At 65.6% G+C, this 17,974-nt stretch carries 18 protein-coding genes and 2 tRNA genes; 10 read left to right on the forward strand and 10 right to left on the reverse strand.

The genetic code is table 11. The features are described 5' to 3' along the window. The first annotated feature begins 3 nt into the window (after positions 1-3). The 3 genes from OH799_RS24575 to OH799_RS24585 all read left to right on the forward strand — a co-directional run bounded on the left by OH799_RS24575 (position 4) and on the right by OH799_RS24585 (position 1,581). Positions 4-1,188 carry a DUF3566 domain-containing protein gene (locus OH799_RS24575; protein ID WP_406268464.1) on the forward strand — a complete coding sequence of 395 codons (1,185 nt, stop codon included), beginning with the start codon at positions 4-6 and terminating at the stop codon, positions 1,186-1,188. A gap of 184 nt (positions 1,189-1,372) precedes the next feature. After that, positions 1,373-1,446: transfer RNA gene (locus OH799_RS24580), tRNA-Ile, on the forward strand. Between the two features lie 62 nt (positions 1,447-1,508). After that, positions 1,509-1,581: transfer RNA gene (locus OH799_RS24585), tRNA-Ala, on the forward strand. 187 nt (positions 1,582-1,768) lie between these two features. On the opposite strand, the gene OH799_RS24590 is transcribed toward OH799_RS24585, so the two are convergent. The 4 genes from OH799_RS24590 to OH799_RS24605 all read right to left on the reverse strand — a co-directional run bounded on the left by OH799_RS24590 (position 1,769) and on the right by OH799_RS24605 (position 5,800). Further along, complete coding sequence (locus OH799_RS24590; RefSeq protein WP_406268466.1) at positions 1,769-2,821, reverse strand: medium chain dehydrogenase/reductase family protein; 1,053 nt, start codon at positions 2,819-2,821, stop codon at positions 1,769-1,771. A 202-nt stretch (positions 2,822-3,023) separates the two neighbouring features. Beyond that, the gene (locus OH799_RS24595; RefSeq protein WP_406268469.1) at positions 3,024-3,611 is read right to left on the reverse strand and encodes a TetR/AcrR family transcriptional regulator; all 588 of its coding nucleotides are present in this window, start codon (positions 3,609-3,611) and stop codon (positions 3,024-3,026) included. A 247-nt stretch (positions 3,612-3,858) separates the two neighbouring features. After that, entirely contained in the window at positions 3,859-5,133 is a 1,275-nt protein-coding gene (locus tag OH799_RS24600) for a hypothetical protein (protein WP_406268472.1), read from the reverse strand. Next, complete coding sequence (locus tag OH799_RS24605; protein ID WP_406268475.1) at positions 5,096-5,800, reverse strand: YoaK family protein; 705 nt, start codon at positions 5,798-5,800, stop codon at positions 5,096-5,098. The genes OH799_RS24600 and OH799_RS24605 overlap by 38 nt, the downstream gene beginning before the upstream one ends. Positions 5,801-6,008: 208 nt before the next feature. Here OH799_RS24605 and OH799_RS24610 point away from each other — a divergent pair, with 208 nt between their 5' ends. The 3 genes from OH799_RS24610 to OH799_RS24620 all read left to right on the forward strand — a co-directional run bounded on the left by OH799_RS24610 (position 6,009) and on the right by OH799_RS24620 (position 9,642). Further along, positions 6,009-6,944, forward strand: a complete 936-nt coding sequence (locus OH799_RS24610) for an acyl-CoA dehydrogenase family protein (protein WP_406268478.1) — start codon at positions 6,009-6,011, stop codon at positions 6,942-6,944. Between the two features lie 845 nt (positions 6,945-7,789). Then, positions 7,790-8,797 carry an ATP-binding cassette domain-containing protein gene (locus tag OH799_RS24615; protein ID WP_406268481.1) on the forward strand — a complete coding sequence of 336 codons (1,008 nt, stop codon included), beginning with the start codon at positions 7,790-7,792 and terminating at the stop codon, positions 8,795-8,797. Further along, complete coding sequence (locus OH799_RS24620; RefSeq protein ID WP_357258571.1) at positions 8,794-9,642, forward strand: ABC transporter permease; 849 nt, start codon at positions 8,794-8,796, stop codon at positions 9,640-9,642. Before OH799_RS24615 ends, OH799_RS24620 begins: the two co-directional genes overlap by 4 nt. Positions 9,643-9,657: 15 nt before the next feature. Here the strand turns inward: OH799_RS24620 and OH799_RS24625 are convergent, their stop codons facing one another. Continuing rightward, a complete protein-coding gene (locus OH799_RS24625; RefSeq protein WP_357258568.1) occupies positions 9,658-9,870 on the reverse strand; it encodes a hypothetical protein in 213 nt (70 codons plus the stop codon). Positions 9,871-9,975: 105 nt separating this feature from the next. On the opposite strand from OH799_RS24625, the gene OH799_RS24630 reads away from it, so the two are divergent. After that, positions 9,976-10,503: a peptidylprolyl isomerase gene (locus tag OH799_RS24630; protein ID WP_406268484.1), complete on the forward strand. Its 528-nt coding sequence runs from the start codon at positions 9,976-9,978 to the stop codon at positions 10,501-10,503. A 4-nt stretch (positions 10,504-10,507) separates the two neighbouring features. Continuing rightward, positions 10,508-11,383 carry a rhomboid family intramembrane serine protease gene (locus tag OH799_RS24635; RefSeq protein WP_406268487.1) on the forward strand — a complete coding sequence of 292 codons (876 nt, stop codon included), beginning with the start codon at positions 10,508-10,510 and terminating at the stop codon, positions 11,381-11,383. 76 nt (positions 11,384-11,459) lie between these two features. Here the strand turns inward: OH799_RS24635 and OH799_RS24640 are convergent, their stop codons facing one another. Further along, positions 11,460-11,942 carry a PH domain-containing protein gene (locus OH799_RS24640; protein ID WP_406268490.1) on the reverse strand — a complete coding sequence of 161 codons (483 nt, stop codon included), beginning with the start codon at positions 11,940-11,942 and terminating at the stop codon, positions 11,460-11,462. Between the two features lie 79 nt (positions 11,943-12,021). Continuing rightward, positions 12,022-12,285: a cell division protein CrgA gene (gene crgA, locus OH799_RS24645; protein ID WP_357258556.1), complete on the reverse strand. Its 264-nt coding sequence runs from the start codon at positions 12,283-12,285 to the stop codon at positions 12,022-12,024. Positions 12,286-12,461: 176 nt separating this feature from the next. On the opposite strand from crgA, the gene OH799_RS24650 reads away from it, so the two are divergent. Further along, positions 12,462-13,106, forward strand: coding sequence for an aminodeoxychorismate/anthranilate synthase component II (locus tag OH799_RS24650; RefSeq protein ID WP_357258554.1), 645 nt, complete (start codon positions 12,462-12,464; stop codon positions 13,104-13,106). Continuing rightward, positions 13,103-13,798, forward strand: coding sequence for a RibD family protein (locus OH799_RS24655; protein WP_406268494.1), 696 nt, complete (start codon positions 13,103-13,105; stop codon positions 13,796-13,798). The genes OH799_RS24650 and OH799_RS24655 overlap by 4 nt, the downstream gene beginning before the upstream one ends. Positions 13,799-13,986: 188 nt before the next feature. Here OH799_RS24655 and OH799_RS24660 read toward each other — a convergent pair whose 3' ends face one another. From OH799_RS24660 to OH799_RS24670, 3 genes are all read right to left on the reverse strand, one after another. After that, the gene (locus OH799_RS24660; protein ID WP_357258549.1) at positions 13,987-14,406 is read right to left on the reverse strand and encodes a CBS domain-containing protein; all 420 of its coding nucleotides are present in this window, start codon (positions 14,404-14,406) and stop codon (positions 13,987-13,989) included. Between the two features lie 141 nt (positions 14,407-14,547). Beyond that, positions 14,548-16,449, reverse strand: a complete 1,902-nt coding sequence (gene pknB / locus OH799_RS24665; RefSeq protein ID WP_406268497.1) for a Stk1 family PASTA domain-containing Ser/Thr kinase — start codon at positions 16,447-16,449, stop codon at positions 14,548-14,550. Beyond that, complete coding sequence (locus OH799_RS24670) at positions 16,446-17,969, reverse strand: protein kinase domain-containing protein (protein WP_406268499.1); 1,524 nt, start codon at positions 17,967-17,969, stop codon at positions 16,446-16,448. Before OH799_RS24670 ends, pknB begins: the two co-directional genes overlap by 4 nt. Positions 17,970-17,974: the final 5 nt, after the last annotated feature.

Genomic DNA, 17,974 nt, shown 5'->3' on the forward strand with positions numbered 1-17,974 from the left:
CCATTGACCACTCCGAATCAGCCGAATGACGAGCGGCACCAGACGAACGGTGTGACCGAGAGGATCGCACCGTCACCGATCCCGCCGCGGCCGATCCCACGGCCCGTCGCCTCGGCCGAGAACGGTCAGCCCGGCGGTCAGCAAGGCGGCGGTCAGCAAGGCAGCGGTCAACAAGGCAGCGGTCAACAAGGCAGCCACCAGGGTGGCGGCCAGCCGGTTGGGCATCAGGGCGGCGGTCAACCAGGCGGCAATCAGCCGGGTGGTCAACCCAACGCCCAGCCGCACGAGATCCGTAACCAGCAGGGGGATTTCGCACCCAAGCAGGGAACGTCGGGCCAGGCGCCCGGCGGCAACGGCCAGGAACAGTTCGATCAGCCGTTGCGGATCAACAACCCGGCCGAGCAGTCCGCGCCCGAGGGCGGGGACAGGTCCGCGTCCAACGGTGGCCAGTCGACATACCAGGATGGGTGGGCGCAGCTCCCACAGCGGGAACCGCAGTCCAATCTGTACCGTCCGGGTCAGGCGCCGGTCACCGGGCGTCCGAACTCGACCGCTCCGGTCGGCCTCGGCGGCGGCGCCGGCAACGCGCGCACCACCGCTGATTTGGCGGCAAAGGCGGCGCGCAAGGAAGCGGCGATGGTGAAGTCGGTCGGCATCGACGGACCCACCCGCAGCATCGCCCGCCCGGAGCTGATCAAGGACATGCCGGATCTGTCCGACATCCGCCACCCGCTGCCGCCCACCGAAAGTGCCGGTCCGCAGTCGTCGCCGCTTACGCCGCTGTCGCCCGCGGTTCCGGTCGCGGTCGCCGCGGCCGTTGCCTCCGGAGAGCCGCTGCGGGCCACGGTGCAGATCCGTCGCATCGACCCGTGGTCGACGCTGAAGATCTCGCTGGTGATCAGCGTGGCGATGTTCTTCGTGTGGATGCTGGCGGTCGGACTGCTCTACATCGTGCTCGAAGGCATGGGCGTGTGGGAGCGGCTGAACAACACCTTCACCGACATGGTGTCGCAGGACAGCGGGTCGGTGGGACTGATCGACGCGGGCACCGTGTTCGGCTACGCCGGCGTGATCGGTCTGATCAACGTCGTGCTGTTCACTGCGCTCGGCACTGTCGGCACATTCATCTACAACCAGTGCTGCGACCTCGTCGGTGGGATCCAGGTGACCCTGGCCGACCCCGACTAGTTCGGCTTCCCGAACGGCCGGTGCCCGTGCACAGAGGACCGGTACCGGCCGTTCTAGGTAGTCTGCTAACCGCCGAAGGCTGCTACCAGCCGTTTTGGCCGTTCTCGGGGGCGTCGGGTAGTCTCTGTTCTCGGTCGATGAGTTGTGTGTAAGAAATAATGTGCACATGGCACAACACCAGTACGGGCCTATAGCTCAGGCGGTTAGAGCGCTTCGCTGATAACGAAGAGGTCGGAGGTTCAAGTCCTCCTAGGCCCACACCCAAACTCCTGGTCATCGACCATTCAGATGGTCTGGATTCCGCGTCTTGCGCGCGGTACGGGGCCTTAGCTCAATTGGCAGAGCACTGCCTTTGCAAGGCAGGGGTTAGGGGTTCGATTCCCCTAGGCTCCACAATTCTGACCTGCCTAACCGCAGGTCAGAGCTGTTTCTCAAGCTTTTGGGGTTTCCATACCCTGACCCTCCCGTAGTCTGCGAACCGAGCCATACCGCGACGAGTCCCTGCGCGGCGTCGCGCATCGATGCATCCAGCTACGGCCATCATGGCTGTCCTCGAATTCGTGAGTATGCGGAAATCGGTTCAGCGCTCAATGTCGGGGACGATGACGACCTTGCCGGTCACAGTGCGGGATTCGGCCAGCTCCAAGGCTCGAGCTGCCTCCGAGAGCGGGATGCGGGCGGCCACCTGGGCATGCAATCTGCCCTGAGCAGCCAGAACGAACACGGAGCCCAGGTCCTCCGCGATCCGTCGGCGGAACCGGGTGAGGCGGCGTTTGCCGGCCCAGATGTTGTAGAAGTGCGCGGATCGGCTGTTGGGCAGCAAGTTCCACCACAGCAGCCGCGTGTACAGCTTCAGCACCGGCAGCCGGGAGTTACCCGCATGGTCCTTCGTCGAGGCGCTGCCGTAGGCGACCAATATGCCGCCCGGTGCCAGTAGCTGGAATGAATCCACGATCCCGGGACCGCCCACATGATCGAACACTGCGTCCACCCCCTCGGGTGCGATGGCGCGAACCTGCTGCGGCACATCGCCGCGGTAGTCGACCGGGATCGCGCCGAGCGCGTCCACGACCGCGGCATTGTGCGCCGACGCGGTGCCGATCACCCGAATCCTGGCGATGCGGGCCAGTTGGACCAGCGTCGAACCGACCCCGCCGCTCGCGCCGTGCACCAGGATCGTCTGTCCGGCACCTATCTTGGCGATCCGGTGCAGCATCTGCCAGGCCGTGATCCCGTTGACGACGAAGGTCTCCACTTCGGCGGCGTCGAGGCCCTCCGGGACGTCCACCAGCTCGGCGGCCTCCAGCACGACGTGACTGCTCCAGCCGCCGATCTTGGTCAGCGCGGCTACGCGCCGACCAAGCAGTATCCGGTCGACTCCGGCGCCGACGTCGACGATGGTACCCACCAGGTCGTAACCGGGTACGAATGGAAACGGCGGTTGATCGTAGTACTTTCCGCGCCGCATCTGCTGCTCGGCGAACGAGACGCCGGTGGCGTCGACTCGTACCAGAGTCTGTCCGGGCCCCAGCGGGGGCAGAATGCGGCGGGTTATCACCAGTTCGTTCGGCCCGACCCGCCCGGGCAGGACGACCTCCACGGCTGTGGTCGGGGACATGGCTTCTGTTGTCATCGGTGTTTCTCTCTTTGTGGACGGATGCTCGGGTGTGGTCTCGCAGCACTTGGGGATCCGCGCGGCGCGGACGTTTGCTGGTGTGTGATTGATCAATCACCTTCTGTGTCAAAGAAAGGCCCCGAACCGGGGCGGCGGAAACATCAGATCGGGGCCGAGGATCTCGCCAGGTCAGTGGCCGAGAGGGGCCTCCTCATCGCATTCACGTTCCCTTGGGCGTCTCTGGCGCTTTCGGATGGCGGATGCCTGCGGTGAGGATTCCCGCCCACTCTGCGTCGTGCCCGTCCAGCTCGAGGGTTGTGATCAGATGGCACAGTTGGCCATACGCAATGAACCGCTGCACCTGGTCGTCTTCGGCCTCCGAACGGGTTTTGGCGTACTCGGTTACTCGCCGGAGCCCCCGGCGCACCGCCTCGGCGATCTCCGGAATGTTGGCCGCCGACTGGGCGTGCACTTGCAACATCAGCAAGCTCTTGTTGCCGATCAACTGGGCGTAAGCGCCGCCCATTTCGTGGAGAATCTTCTCTGGGCCACCATCACCCGCCCGTGTGGCTCCCGCGGCGATGGCTTGCTGGACCAGCTCATAGCAGCGATCCAGCGCGGCCACGAACAGCTCTACCTTGCTGGGAAACAGTTTGAACACATATGCCGGCGAGATCCGCGCCCGCATTGCCACGGTATTGATCGGCGTTCCGTGAAAACCCGACTGAGCGAACTCGGCGATAGCCGCATCGACCACGGCTTCGCGCCGGATGTCCGATGTGGACAGGGTGGCACTTCGCTTCCTCACAGTGAGTGACTATACAATCACTCCTGCTGTGCGGCCAAATCCTCCTGGGTTGACACGCGGCATCACAGTAGGGTGGGAACTATGAAACTTCTCCTCACAGTCGGTGCCGTGGTTCTGGTCCTTGTCGGAATCTCCAAGCTGCGCCGGCGCAGCGACGACATGTGGCACGAGGTCACCACTCGCTGACACGGGGCTTTGCCACTGCGGCGGAGTCGCTCTGAACTGCGCCTTTGTCATCGCGGGAGACTCAGAGGGAGACGGCTGCAGCCCGCAGTTGTGCCAACGTTTCGGCGTCGGGCCATTCGCGGATCTCGTACCGGCGGGGTAACAGATCCGGGATCGGTGTCAGTCCCGCAAAATCGGCGACGGCGGGAAATGGGACCTCGAAAAGTCGCTCCAGCTCGCCGTTTTCGTCGTTTCGGCAAAACGCGACGTAGTCGGCTTCCGGGAGCAGATAGTCGACGCCCTCGCCCCAGACGGTCATCGTGTAGGGGCCGTTGTCGCCATGGACGTACATGACCGAAGCGACATAGGCGGGCTCGATGCCGTAGGGGGTGAACTCGAAATCGCGCTCGACGATCTCGTTGAGCAGCTGGGCCTGGGCGTCGTATTCGGTGACTGCCAAACCACATCGCGCTCGCTGTACCGCGGGCAGGTGGCGATGCGCTGGTGATTGGTCGAGCGGAATCACCGCTCCGCCGACGTCGACGGTATAGCCCTGCGGCGAGATCGGGCGGACGGCGTCGCGGTACTGCTCCTCGACCACCTCGAAGACTTGCTCTAGTTCGGTACCGCTGGGAGCGATGATCAAGGTGTCGACGTCGGGCATGAAGGCGACAGCCGGCTCGACGCCGTCGCCGGAGCCCGCGAGCCAGCCGGGCACAAGCGGCCAGGAGGCACAGTAGCCGTCACCGTCGTCGACGAAATGGAGGATGCCCGCCTCCTTGATTCCGGTGAAACCAGCCATGGCTCCGAGGTTTTCGCGCGCGGCCGCGAACACTTCGTCAGCGGTGATGCCCCATCGCTCCAGCGTTGCGTAGGAGACGATCGAGCGGGCGTCGGGCATGTCGATGGCGACCATCTCGTCGACGAATGGGAAGGCGGGCCGCGCGACCGGCCGCATATCGGGTTCGGGAACGTCCATGCCGAAGCTGCTTGGCCGCAACACAGGTCGCAGCGCCGACCTCGCGGACGCCCAGTCCTGATCCGGACCGAACGCATTCCGCATGGCACCGACGTACCGGGCGATGCGGGCGTCGCGCTCCACCGGGGCGAGCCCGCGGGTCTCGCGAAAGATATTGTGCAAGTTGAAGATCAGATCACCGCTGTGTAGCGCGAACTCGTCCTGGTGGTACTCGACGTCGTTCTCGCCGAGCGCGGACAGGTGTTGCACGACGAGCGCGGCGAACGCGGTGGCTTCGTCCTCGATATTCTCCACGCGGGCCACCGTATCCGCGGACACCGACAAGCGCAGCCCGACGACTTCACTGGGTAAGTGGTCCGTGCCGGTCCAGGTGCGCATAGGTGTATGCGGTGACGATCAGGCAGACGACGGTAGCGGTGATCAGCATGGCCCAGCCCGCCACCAGCATGCTCAGCAGTCCACCGAGCAGGGCGCCGAGCGCGAAGCTCGCGTAGAGCAGGAAGTATCCGAGCCAGTCGGCGTAGTCGCCGCCGCTGACGTGGCGCTCGATGCCCTGGCCCATCTTGACCAGCGTCCCAGTGACGTAACTCAATGGCACCGACACCTCACCGTCCTGCACGAACGAAGTGTTGAGCGCCCCGACACCGAACGCGACGAACATGATCGGCACCAGGTCGATCCGATCGGTGCCCGCCTGGTACTGGATGGCGTCCACGGCTGAGGCGATCGCCAGACAGAGGGTGGTGAGCAGGGTGGGGCCATGCGGATGCCCGGACCAGTAGCGCCTGCGGCACCACGACGCGACCACGACACCGGCCAGGAACGACATCAGCAGTCCCGCTGCCGCGGCCGCCAGGTCGGGCTCGTCGTGGAAGTATCCGAGCACGGCGCGTTCGGTGTTGCCCGTCATGAACGTGACGAAATAGCCGGCAGTATGCATGAACGCCGCCGCACCGATGAGGCCGGCGAGCGCAGCGAGTACCCAGGCCAGCCTGGCTTCGGTGTCGAAGAGTTCCTTTCTGCGGCTTTCGTCCGGCTTCGGCACGGGTCAGGCTCCTTCCGCCGTGGTGGACCACTCAGTGATACAGGCTTGCTCGGGAATTTCGCCTGCGCAGCGCCGGGATCGCCATCGGGTTACCAGCGACCGAGTGTCGGATCCATCCGAGGCATGGACCTGCGCAGCCGAATCCGGCAGGCCCTGCCGTGGTAGGTGATCCGGCAGCACCGGCGCGCGCTCGGGTTACCGTGCTGAGGTGGATTCTCTGCTCGACTTCCTGCTGACCGAGCCCATGGCGACCGCCCCGCTCGACGATATCGCCGCCGCGTGGATACGCCATCAGGTGGCCGCGAACCGGTTCGAGCGGCCGGTCGATGTCGCTGTCGCAGCCGGATTCGGGGCCGACCGGCTCGGCTTTGCGTTCCTGTCCGGCTATCAGGAGGCATTGCATACGCTGATCCCGGATCTGCCGCACGACGAGCTCGTCGCGATGTGCGCGACGGAGGAAGGCGGCGGCCATCCGTCGGCGATCCGCACGACGCTCACCGAACGCGACGGTGTGTGGCTGGTGAACGGTACGAAGTCGTTCGCGACCATGGGGGTGCTCGCTCAGCGGCTGGTTGTGATCGCGAGCGTCGGCACGGCGTCAGAGGGGCGGAATCGATTGCGCGCCACTATGGTCGACGCGAAGGAAACAGGGGTGCGAATGACGGATCAGCCCGCGCTTCCGTTCGCGCCGGAGGTCGCGCACGCATCGGTGCAGCTGACCGAGGTGCCGGTGCGGGTGCTTGCCGGCGACGGATACCTGGACTACCTGAAGCCGTTCCGCACGATCGAGGACATCCATGTGCTGGCCGCCACCCTCGGCTGGCTGGTGCGCGTGGCCCGCGCGTCGGGCTGGCCGCAGGCGATCCTGCAGCGATTGCTGACCGCGATAGCCGCCGTACGTGGGCTGGACATTGATGCGCCGAGTTCGCCGGGCGTGCATATCGCGCTCGGCGGGACCTTCGAGTTGTTCGGCGAAGTGGTGGCAGAACTGGTCCCGCTGTGGGACTCCGTGGACTCGGAGACACGGCACCGGTGGGCGCGAGACCGTCCTTTGCTCGCGACAGCGAGCCAGGTGCGTGACCTGAGGTCGGCCGCGGCGTGGCGGTCCGTGCTGCCGGAAGCCGACCGGCCGGAATACGCTTGACCTGGTTAAGAAATGGGGAGCGGGCCTCGGCGAAGGGGGGGAGTTAGCCGAGGCCCGCGTAGGGTCGGCCCGGGGGGGAGGGGCCGACGTGAATGATGCTACTCGATGATCTGCGATTGCGCGTGCGTGGGGCTTGCCACTTTTTCAAGTTTTTCGGGTCGGACTACCTCTGAACGACTGGTAGCAGGAACGGCTGATCAACCAACAGTTCCCCCTGCTCGCGTGGGGTGGCTTATTGTTTGCCAAAAGCATTCACGAGCAGGCTGTTCGGTATTGCTTCGGTGTGATCTCGGTGCTGAGACCGACGTGAAAACACGCCGACCAGTCGCCGCGTGTGGTGTGTGTCGCGGCCGGAAATACGCTGTCTGCGCGTAAATCGGGCCGATCGGCACCGGGTGTCGCATAGTCACTGCATGTCGCGACGGCGAAACCTGTCGTACCCCGATGCGAACATGTGTTCGCGTCCACCGAATCGACCACATCGACTGAGCCCACCCGCTCGGCCTGTCATGTTTTGCCTGAGCGCACCCGACGCGAGTATCGGTCGGTGCCGAATCGGGTAGTCCAGTACCGACGACCCGGCACGCGGGCACATCGGATCATGGAAACGGTCGCATTCCGATCCGGTACCTCCGAGCACGGCCTGGATCGGAATGCGGCCTTTCTCGCCACTCAGGCGTTCAGCCATGGCCAACGAGTCGAACAAATCGGATGAATTTGTCGGTGGACGCAGCAATACTGACTCGGGTATCGGCCGGTCAACCGATCCAGCGAATCGGTCGGCGCTGGAAGCTCCTGGCGCCGCAGGTCCCCGACATCGAAAACTCACAAACCTCAGGAGAATCATGCCCGACGCAATAGTCGCCGAGGGTCTGGTCAAACGATACGGCCAGCTGGTCGCCCTCGACGGCCTAGACCTCACGGTTCCGGAGGGGACCGTTACCGCGCTGCTCGGACCCAACGGTGCAGGCAAGACCACTACCGTCCGAGTGCTCACCACATTGCTGGTGCCGGACGCGGGTCGCGCGACTGTCGCGGGAATCGATGTGTTGCGCGAGCCCCAGGCACTGCGCTCACAGATCGGCGCGTCGGGTCAATACGCCGCCGTCGACGAATACCTCACCGGTTTCGAGAATTTGGAAATGGTGGGACGTTTGTATCACATGGGCGTGCAGCGGAGTAAAGAACGCGCACGCGAGCTGCTCGAGCGGTTCCGGCTGACCGACGCCGCGGACCGGCCGGTCAAGGGCTATTCCGGCGGCATGCGACGTCGCCTGGACCTCGCGGGCGCGCTGGTCGCGAACCCGCCGGTACTGTTTCTCGACGAGCCGACCACCGGGCTCGATCCCCGTGCACGCCTCGATCTCTGGGATGTCATCGAGGAATTGGTTGCGGGCGGCACCACACTGCTGCTCACTACGCAGTACATGGAGGAGGCCGACCGGCTCGCCGACTCCATTGCGGTGATCGATCACGGCAAGGTGATCGCCAAGGGCACCGCGGACGAACTCAAGACCCTGGTCGGTGGCGACCGCATCGAACTCACCGTCGACCACGCCGACAATCTCGCGACCGCCGAGACCGCGCTGAAGAGCCTGGCCGACGGTGAGATCCACCTCGAGCCGGGCCTGCGCCGGATTACCATTCCGGTCTCCGACGGATCGCAGGCGCTGGTCGAGGCGGTCGGCAAGCTGGCGGAGCACAACGTGCAGATCCACGACGTCGGTCTGCGGCGTCCTTCGCTCGACGACGTCTTCCTCACCCTCACCGGCCACGAGGCCGAGGCGCTGACCAACGGTGACGGCCGAGCCGCGAACGACAAGCTGGAAGCTACGGAAGGAACGACCCGATGACCGCGGCGGCCCCTGTCCTGGAACGACTCTCGATGGGAGAACGACTGTCGATCGTGGTCAGCGACAGCCTGACCATCGCGAAGCGCAACGTCATCAAGATCAAGCGGGTACCCGACGTCCTGATCTTCTCGACACTCTCGCCGATCATGTTCGTGCTGCTGTTCGCGTACATCTTCGGCGCGGCCATCGACGTGCCCGGCCTCTCCGGCGGTTATCGCGAGTTCCTCATTGCCGGCATTTTCGCCCAGACCGTGGTGTTCGGCGCCACCTTCACCGGCGCCGGCCTGGCCGAGGATATGCAGAAGGGCATTATCGACCGCTTCCGCTCGCTGCCGATGGCCTCCTCGGCGGTGCTGGTCGGCCGCACCCTCAGCGACGTGGTGATCAACGTGGTCAGCCTGACGGTGATGTCGCTGACCGGTCTGGTCGTCGGCTGGCGGATTCGCGGCTCGTTCCTGGACGCGGTGGTGGCGTACGTGCTGTTGTTGCTGTTCGCGTACGCGGTGTCTTGGATCATGGCCGTGGTCGGGCTACTGGTGCGGGCGCCGGAGGTATTCAACAACGCGAGCTTCATGGTGGTCTTCCCGCTCACCTTCATCGCCAACACGTTCGTGCCCAGTGACAAGCTGCCCACCATGTTGCGGGTGGTCGCGGAATGGAACCCGGTATCCGCGCTCACCCAGGCGACGCGGGACCTGTTCGGCAACACCAGCCCGCTGGCGCCCAAGTCGGATGCCTGGTCGATGCAGCACCCGGTGGCCACCTCGCTGATCTGGGTGGTAGTGATCCTGGTGGCCTTCGTGCCGCTCGCCCTGCGTCAGTACAAAAAGACGGTTAGCCGCTGACCTGCGACTCCAGCATCAGCGGCCGTTCTCCGCGCCGGCTCCCGTCAAGGGCGTCGGCGCGGAGCCATTGCGGGAATAGCCGATCCGCGGCGGCGCGGGGGCGGGTTCCGGCGGCTGGGGCCGCCGGTTGCGTACCAACCAGGCCACAGCACCCGCCAGCGCGACGGCTGCCGTGACGATGAGCCGATTACGCGAACGTGCAGAGACATGTAGGCGCCCCGAGGTCATTGGACCACTCTGGCACAGCCCGGCGATTCGCGCAGGAGGCCCAGCTCACAGCGCGGTCCCATCCAGTTTCCCGCCTTCGCCGACGATCGTGGCACGATGGGCGGCGTGACCTCACCGAATCAGACATCCGTGGCAACGCTGCACACGAATCAGGGCGATATCAAGATCTCGCTCTTCGGTAACCACGCCCCCAAGACGGTTCGCAATTTCATCGGGCTCGCCGACGGTTCGGCAACCTACACCACCGCGAACGCCAGCGGGGGGCGCACCGGCCCCTTCTACGACGGCGCCCTGTTTCACCGGGTTATGGACGGCTTCATGATTCAGGGCGGCGATCCCACCGGCACCGGCCGTGGCGGTCCGGGCTACGAGTTCGGTGACGAGTTCCACCCGGAACTGCGCTTCGACCGCGGCTATCTGCTGGCGATGGCCAACGCCGGACCGGGCACCAATGGCTCGCAGTTCTTCATCACGGTCGGCCCACAGCGACACCTGAACCGCAAGCACACGATCTTCGGCGAAGTGGTCGACGAGGATTCGCGCAAAGTTGTCGACGCGATCGCGACCACCAAAACCGATCGCAACGACCGTCCGCTCGACCCTGTCGTCATCACCAATATCACGATCGAATGAGAGTATGAACCCCCAGCCGCCTGCACCGACGTGTGTCCGCCACCCGAATCGCCCGACCGGCCTGGCCTGCACGCGGTGCGGACGGCCGTCCTGTGCGGAGTGCCTGCGTCCCGCGGCGGTCGGTCAGCATTGCGTGGATTGCCTGCGCCAAGACCAGCGCAGCGCGGCACCGGTGCGCACGGTCGCCGGCGCTCAGACGGCGACAAGGGCGTCGATGCCGTATGTGACCTATGCCCTGATCGCGATCAACGTAGTGGTCTTCGCGATCACGGCGGCGCAGTCGGAGAGCCTGATGGACAATCAGCGCGGCTCATCGCTGTTCCTCGATTGGGTGCTCTTCGCGCCTGCCGTCGCGGACGGTGAGTGGTGGCGGGTACTCGGTTCCGGATTCCTGCACTACGGTCCGATCCATCTGCTGCTCAACATGTTCGCGCTGTATGTGGTCGGCCGAGACGCTGAGCTGGCGCTCGGGCGGCTGCGCTATCTCTCGGTGTATTTGGTCTCGCTGCTCGGTGGCTCGGCCGCTGTCATGGCGTTGGCGCAGAACACTGTGACGGCAGGCGCGTCCGGTGCGGTGTACGGCCTGTTCGGCGCGATCACAGTCATCCTGATCCGTTTGCGGCAGAATCCGAATCAGATGTTGATCATCATCGGCATCAACGTCTTCATCAGTTTCTCTCTGCCCGGAATCTCGCTCTGGGGACACCTCGGCGGTCTGGCCGCAGGCACTTTCGCGACGCTCGGCATCCTGTTTCTGCCGAGCTGGTTGCGGGCCAAATCCCAGGAAACCGCCCGGATAATCGGTTGGGTGGCAGTGGCTGTCGTGGCGATCGTGGCGTTATCGGTGGTAGGCGCGACCGCGGTGACACTGACTTCCTGACCGGGAATTCGTGCTTCACGTGAAACATCCGCATGTGCAGTACGCCGTGGTTCGTCGTCGATCCGCGGCTGCGGATTCAGCTGGTCTTGTCCTCGGACAGGCGCAGGGCCGCGACCAAGTCGCGGTACACAAATTCGGGATTGACGCCCAGATCCCAGCGGCCGAAGATCAGCAGTCGCTCGGCGTCCGCATGCTGGACGTCGAGTTCCAGCATCGGCACCTTGCGTCCGAGGCGGCGGTAGCTGATCACCCTGGCGCGGAGGATCTGATCGCGGGCGTACTCGTCGGGTCCGGTCAGGGTGCGGACCACCAGGCGCGGCTCCGCGCCGGGCAACACGGACAGTCGTGGCCTCTGCCGGAAGCCGAGCCCGGCAAGGGCGAGCAGGCCGACCGCCGCGAGCCCGACGAGCAGGCGGCTGGCGGCGTCGGTGCCGAGGATCGCGGCACTGGCCAGGATGACGCCGCCGACCGTGACAGCGACGAGTGCCGGGGTTGGGGTGGTCCAGGCGATGCGGGTCTCGGCATCGCGTGGTACAGGGCCCCCGGGCTCAGGAATCAAGGCCGCTCCCCAATCGCTCCTCGAGTTGTCCACAGGCTCATCCACAGGTGTGCATGAATGACACGTCTGTAATCCGGGATCAGCGCCATCGCATCGTCATGATCAGCCCGACGACCATCAGGCCGAATCCGATCAGGAAGTTCCACGCATTGAGGTCGTTCATCCAGCTGATGTGCTCGGCGGCCAAGTAGTAGACGAGCAGCCAGACAAGCCCGGCCAGCATGAACCCGAGCATGATGGCGACGTACCAGACCGGCGACGGTCCTACCTTCACCTTCACCGGGGTCCGGCTGGCGGGGTTGATCGTATAGTCGGTCTTCTTACGGACCTTCGACTTGGGCATGACGTCCCTCGTGTTCGGCGTACAGGTCGGTACCAGCAGGGCGGATTCAGTTCGATGGTCTGCCGAGCCCACTCGCCGCTGGGGACGAGGCTCCGGCGCCCTCCGGTGTGCCTCTAGGCTATCCCAACTGCTAATGGATGCGACGTGGTGCCGGGCGGGGACGTAATCTCGTTGCCATGCGTGTTCTGGTCGTCGACAATTACGACAGCTTCGTCTTCAATCTGGTGCAGTACCTGGGACAGCTCGGTGTCGACGCCGTCGTCTGGCGCAACGACGATCCGAACCTGTCCGACGTCGACGCGGTCGTGCGCGATTTCGACGGCATCCTGATCAGCCCCGGGCCGGGCACCCCGGACCGCGCTGGGGCCAGCATCGCTCTGGTGCGTGCCTGCGCCGAGCACAACATTCCGCTGCTCGGCGTGTGCCTGGGCCATCAAGCGTTCGGTGCGGCGTTCGGCGCGACCGTCACCAGAGCCCCGGAACTATTGCACGGCAAGACGAGTTCGGTGTTCCACATCGGCGCCGGCGTGCTGGCAGGTTTGCCCGACCCGTTCACTGCCACTCGGTATCACTCGCTCACGGTTGTCGAGGACACCCTGCCGGAGGAGATCGAGGTGCTCGGACGCACCGAGAGTGGGATCGTGATGGCCATGCGCCACCGCACCCTGCCGATCCATGGCGTGCAGTTTCATCCCGAATCGGTGCTGACTCAGGGCGGGCACCGCATGCTCGCCAACTGGCTCGGCGTGTGCGGTGAGCGTCCGACCGAGGGGCTGGTGGAGAGACTGGAGGCGGAGGTCGCCGCTCTGGTGCTGCAGTGACCCGTCCGCATGTGCTGCTGTCGGTCGCGGTGAGCGTCGACGGGTACATCGATGACGCGAGCCCTGAGCGGCTGCGGCTCTCGGACGCGGCGGACTTCGATCGCGTGGACCAGGTGCGCGCGGACTCCGACGCGATCCTCGTCGGCGCGCAGACCCTGCGCAGCGACAACCCACGGCTGCTTGTGGACAGCGCCGACCGCAGGGCCGCGCGTCTGGCGGCGGGCAAACCGGAGTATCCGCTCAAGGTGACGGTGTCGGCGAGCGGCGACCTGGACCCCGACTTGCGGTTCTGGCACCACGGCGGCGGCAAACTCGCCTATACCACCGACGCGGGCGCAGCGCGGCTCACCGATCGGTTGGCCGGCCTGGCCGAGGTGATGAGCCTCGGCGCCGACCTCGACTTCGGTATGTTGTTGGACGACCTCGGTCGTCGTGGCATCGCCCGTCTCATGGTGGAGGGTGGCACCCGCGTCCACACCGCCTTCCTCGCCGCCGATCTGGCCGACGAGCTGCACTTGGCCGTCGCCCCGATCCTGGTCGGCGACGTCACGGCCCCGCGCTTCCTCGCCGCCGCCGACTACCCGGGCGCGCCGCACCGCAGAATGCGGCTCGCGGACGTTACCCGAGTGGGCGATGTCGCCGTGCTGCGCTACCTGCCGAAAGCGAACAATGCCGATCGGCGGATCGGTTGATCGGAATGCGTCGTACAGCGACGTTTCAGGTGCTCGAACACCGCGACGCAACTAGTCGCGTATTTCCCGGCCGATGCCTGTCCGTGACGACGAGCTACAGCCCGCTCGGAGCTACCTCATTCTGGCGAGGTGGTCGAACCGGCCCAGGCGGCGAGTCGATGAACCGCCACCTGGACCTGTCCTAGAACCTACGGCCGTCCGTAGACCGCGGTCACGAACTCGCCGAGCTGATTGTCGTCCAGATGTCTGGCCAGGTCCGCCTCGCTGATCATGCCGACGAGTCGCTTGTTCTCGATTACCGGGATGCGCTTGACCCGGTGACTTTCCATCTCGTCGAGCACGACCTCGATGTCGGCGTTGGCGTCGACCCAGCGCGGCGTCGCCTCGCACAGCTCGGCGACCCGAGTGGTGCCCGGGGACCGACCCTGGGCAATACATTTCACAACGATGTCGCGGTCGGTGACAATGCCGCACATCCGCTCGTTCTCATCCGAGATGACCAGGGATCCGACGCCGAGCTCGGCCATGATGCTGGCGGCCTTCTCGACGGTCTCGTCCTTGGAGATCCACTGTGCGCCGGGTTTCATGATGTCCCTGGCGGTGGTCATGAGCTACCTCCTCGTGCTCAGCTGCGCTGATTGGGATGAAGCACGCTCATTCTCCCGCATTTTCACACCGAGTGGTCTCGTTTTTCTCGATACCAGACGTTTCCGCGGAGGACGACGACCCCACGGAAACGACGAGACCACTCACGGCGGGCCGAGAACTCCTACGCCGATCACAATGGACCCATTCTTCTGGACCGAACTTCCGGCGGACGGTTGCTGGCTGAGGACCCGGCCCACGTTGCCCGCGTCGAATGTGCCCTGCGGGGACTGACTGATCTGGCTCGTGCTGCCGGTCCAGCCCTCCGCGCGGAGCTTGTCCACCGCCTGCGAGACCGTGAGACCGATCAATGAAGGCATCCTCAGATCGCCCGCGGACACCTGCACGGTAACCGTGGATCCCTTGTCCGCCGTGCTGCCGCCCGAAGGGCTGGACGCGATCACTTCGCCCTTCGGCTTCGACGACTGCACCTCTTGGACGAGCACTTTGAAGCCGTTGCCCTCGATGTTCGGTTCGGCGACATCGATTTGCTGTCCGACGACGTAGGGAACGCGAACCGCCTCGGGGCCTGTGCCGACGGTAACGACCACTTCCCAATCGACATCGACCTTCGAACCCGGCGATGGGTTCTGCTCGATCACCGTGTCCTTCTCCGCGGTGCTCGATGGCTTGCGGTCGACGTTCGAGTTCAACCGCAGACCCTTGGCGTTGAGTTCCTGCTCGGCTTGCTGCTGCGACAGGCCCGTCAGCTTCGGCACCTGAACCTGCGCCGGACCGGTGGAGACCTGGACCGTGATGGTGCTGCCCTTGTCGATCCGCGAGCCGCCGAGCGGCTGAGTGGCGATCACATTGCCCGTCGCGACCTTGCTGTCCGGCTTCTGCTGGATCGCGACCGTGAACCCGAGCTTCTGCAGCGCGTCCTGCGCCTGCTGGGAGGATTTGTTCGACATGTCGGGAACGGCTACCTGGTCCGGTCTGCTTCCCGGGCCGAGCAACACCCAGAACAGCGCGAACACCACCGCGATCGCGGCGGCGGCACCGATCGCGATGTAGGCGGTGCGGCGTTGATTGGAATGATCGGCCGGATCCTGCTCTGCGGTGTCGTCGTTGCGCTCGATGGTGCGGTAGCTGCGCGGCGGGGGCTCATCCGCACCCATGATGGTGGTGCGGTCCTCGTCGGTCATCACCATCGGGGCGCTCGGCTTCTGGCCGCCGAGCACCCGAATCAGGTCGGCGCGCATCTCGGCCGCGGTCTGGTACCGGTTGGCCGGGTTTTTGCTCATCGCTTTGAGCACGACGGAGTCGAGTTCGCGTGGCACGCTCGAGTACACGTGCGAGGGCAGCCGCGGGTCCTCCCGGACATGCTGGTAGGCGACCGCGACTGGCGAGTCGCCGGTGAAAGGCGGTTCCCCGGTGAGTATTTCGAACAACACGCAGCCGACGGAGTAGACATCCGAACGCGCGTCCACCGTTTCGCCGCGGGCCTGTTCCGGCGAAAGATACTGTGCTGTCCCGATGACCGCGGCGGTCTGCGTCATCGGGTTGGAGCTGTCGGCGATCGCACGGGCGATGCCGAAGTCCATCACTTTCACGGCGCCGGCCCGGTTGATCATGATGTTCGCGGGCTTCATGTCGCGGTGCACGATTCCGGCCTTGTGGCTGAAATCCAATGCGGCACAGACATCGGCGACAACTTCCATCGCGCGCCGCGGCGGCAGCGGGCCCTTGCCGCGGACGATGTCGCGCAGCGTGTCACCGTCCACGTACTCCATCACGATGTACGGCAGCGGACCGCCGTCCACCTCGGCCTCGCCGGTGTCGTAGACCGCGACGATAGCCGGGTGGTTGAGCGCGGCGGCGTTCTGCGCCTCGCGCTTGAACCGCAGGTAGAACGTGGGATCGCGCGCCAAGTCGGCGCGCAGTACCTTGATCGCCACGTCTCGGCTCAACCGGAGATCGCGCGCCTTGTGCACCTCGGACATTCCGCCGAACCCGATGATCTCACCCAGCTCGTAGCGGGAGGAGAGATTCTTCGGGGTCGTCATGGTTGTCCTTGCAAAGGAGTAGCGGGCGCGCTGAGAGTGACCGAGGGTACTCGGGCACCAGGAATCTCCGGAAATGGTAAGTCGAAGGTCGGAATTCGTGCCCGCGTTGTGGTGGTCGGCGCGGTCGTGGTCGGCTTCGTCGTGCTCGGTGCCGTGGTGCTCGGCGGCGGCGTGGTCGTCGTCTGCTCCGGGGTCGTAGTCGGTGGCTCGGTGGTTGTCGGTTCGGGGGCGGTCGTGACCACCGGCGGCGGTGCGGGTTTGGGGGTGGTCGTGGTGACCACCGGCGGCACCGGCTTCGGGCTCGGCACCGTCGTCGCGGTCGGCGACGGCGTCGAATTCGGATTGGTGTCACCGCCGAACAGCAGGTAGAGCGTGAGGGCACCGACCAGGACGGCGCCGATGCCGAGCCCGGCGAACCACTTCTGCGTCGCGGTGAATCGCTTGCCGTCATCGGGAGGCCGGGTACTGCCGCCGGTGCCGTGGCTCATCACAGTCGCCGGCGCCCCGGCCGCCGCACCTGCATGGCCGGCCGCGCCGATCGCCCCAGCCGCAGGTGTCGAGTAGCGCACCGTTGCACCGTCGAAATCACGTGCTGTGGAGGGAATGACAGCGGTGGGCCCCGGCGGCAGCACCCGAGTGGCTCCGGTGATGGGCGTGGCGGGATGGGAGCCGCTCGGCGGCGGCGGGCGGCGGCCCGCGCGAACCGCGGCGACCGCGTCGGCGAACTCACCGCCGCGGGCATAGCGGCGCCCTGGCTCCTTGGCCATGGTGATCTCGATCAGCTCGCGGACGTTGCCGGGCAGATCGGACGGCATCGGCGGCGGAGTCTCCCGAACATGCTTCATCGCCACCGTGATCGCGCCGTCGCCGATGAAGGGCCGCTGCCCGGCCAGCGCCTCGTAGCCGACCACGCCGAGCGAATACACGTCGCTTGCCGCGGTGGCGTCCTCGCCGACCGCCTGCTCGGGCGCGATGTACTGGGCGGTGCCCATCACCATGCCGGTCTTGGTCACCGGGGAAGCGTCTACCGCCTTGGCGATGCCGAAGTCGGTGATCTTCACCTGGCCGGTAGGTGTCACCAGGATGTTGCCCGGTTTCACGTCGCGGTGCACCACACCTGCGCGGTGCGCCACCTCCAGCGCGCGCCCGGTCTGCTCCAGCATGTCCAAGCCCTGGGCCACCGACAGTCTGCCGAGCCGGTTGAGCACCGTGTTCAGTGGCTCGCCCTGGACCAATTCCATCACCAAGTAGGCGGTTTCGCTGCCCTGCGGGTCGATCGTCTCGCCGTAGTCATAGATACCGGCGATACCGGGGTGATTCAGCTGGGCGGTGGTCTTCGCCTCGGTGCGGAATCGATGCCGGAACGTCGGGTCGGCGGAGAACTCCGACTTGAGCACCTTGACCGCGACCCGGCGGTCCAGCCTGGTGTCCAGGGCTTCCCAGACCTGGCCCATGCCGCCGGTCGCGATCAGTCTTTGCAGCCGGTACCGGTCGGCGATCATCGCACCGTTGTTCAGCATCGAGG

This window comes from Nocardia sp. NBC_00881 (assembly GCF_045207455.1).
Classification (GTDB): Bacteria; Actinomycetota; Actinomycetes; order Mycobacteriales; family Mycobacteriaceae; genus Nocardia.

What these genes read in the sequence shown, in the direction of transcription:
- OH799_RS24590 (WP_406268466.1), bottom strand. Translation starts at nt 2,821, where the DNA reads ATGACAACAGAAGCCATGTCCCCGACCACAGCCGTGGAGGTCGTCCTG.
- OH799_RS24670 (WP_406268499.1), bottom strand. Translation starts at nt 17,969, where the DNA reads ATGCTGAACAACGGTGCGATGATCGCCGACCGGTACCGGCTGCAAAGA.
- pknB (WP_406268497.1), bottom strand. Translation starts at nt 16,449, where the DNA reads ATGACGACCCCGAAGAATCTCTCCTCCCGCTACGAGCTGGGTGAGATC.
- OH799_RS24600 (WP_406268472.1), bottom strand. Translation starts at nt 5,133, where the DNA reads ATGCGCACCTGGACCGGCACGGACCACTTACCCAGTGAAGTCGTCGGG.
- OH799_RS24620 (WP_357258571.1), top strand. Translation starts at nt 8,794, where the DNA reads ATGACCGCGGCGGCCCCTGTCCTGGAACGACTCTCGATGGGAGAACGA.
- OH799_RS24660 (WP_357258549.1), bottom strand. Translation starts at nt 14,406, where the DNA reads ATGACCACCGCCAGGGACATCATGAAACCCGGCGCACAGTGGATCTCC.
- OH799_RS24635 (WP_406268487.1), top strand. Translation starts at nt 10,508, where the DNA reads ATGAACCCCCAGCCGCCTGCACCGACGTGTGTCCGCCACCCGAATCGC.
- OH799_RS24650 (WP_357258554.1), top strand. Translation starts at nt 12,462, where the DNA reads ATGCGTGTTCTGGTCGTCGACAATTACGACAGCTTCGTCTTCAATCTG.
- OH799_RS24615 (WP_406268481.1), top strand. Translation starts at nt 7,790, where the DNA reads ATGCCCGACGCAATAGTCGCCGAGGGTCTGGTCAAACGATACGGCCAG.
- OH799_RS24625 (WP_357258568.1), bottom strand. Translation starts at nt 9,870, where the DNA reads ATGACCTCGGGGCGCCTACATGTCTCTGCACGTTCGCGTAATCGGCTC.
- crgA (WP_357258556.1), bottom strand. Translation starts at nt 12,285, where the DNA reads ATGCCCAAGTCGAAGGTCCGTAAGAAGACCGACTATACGATCAACCCC.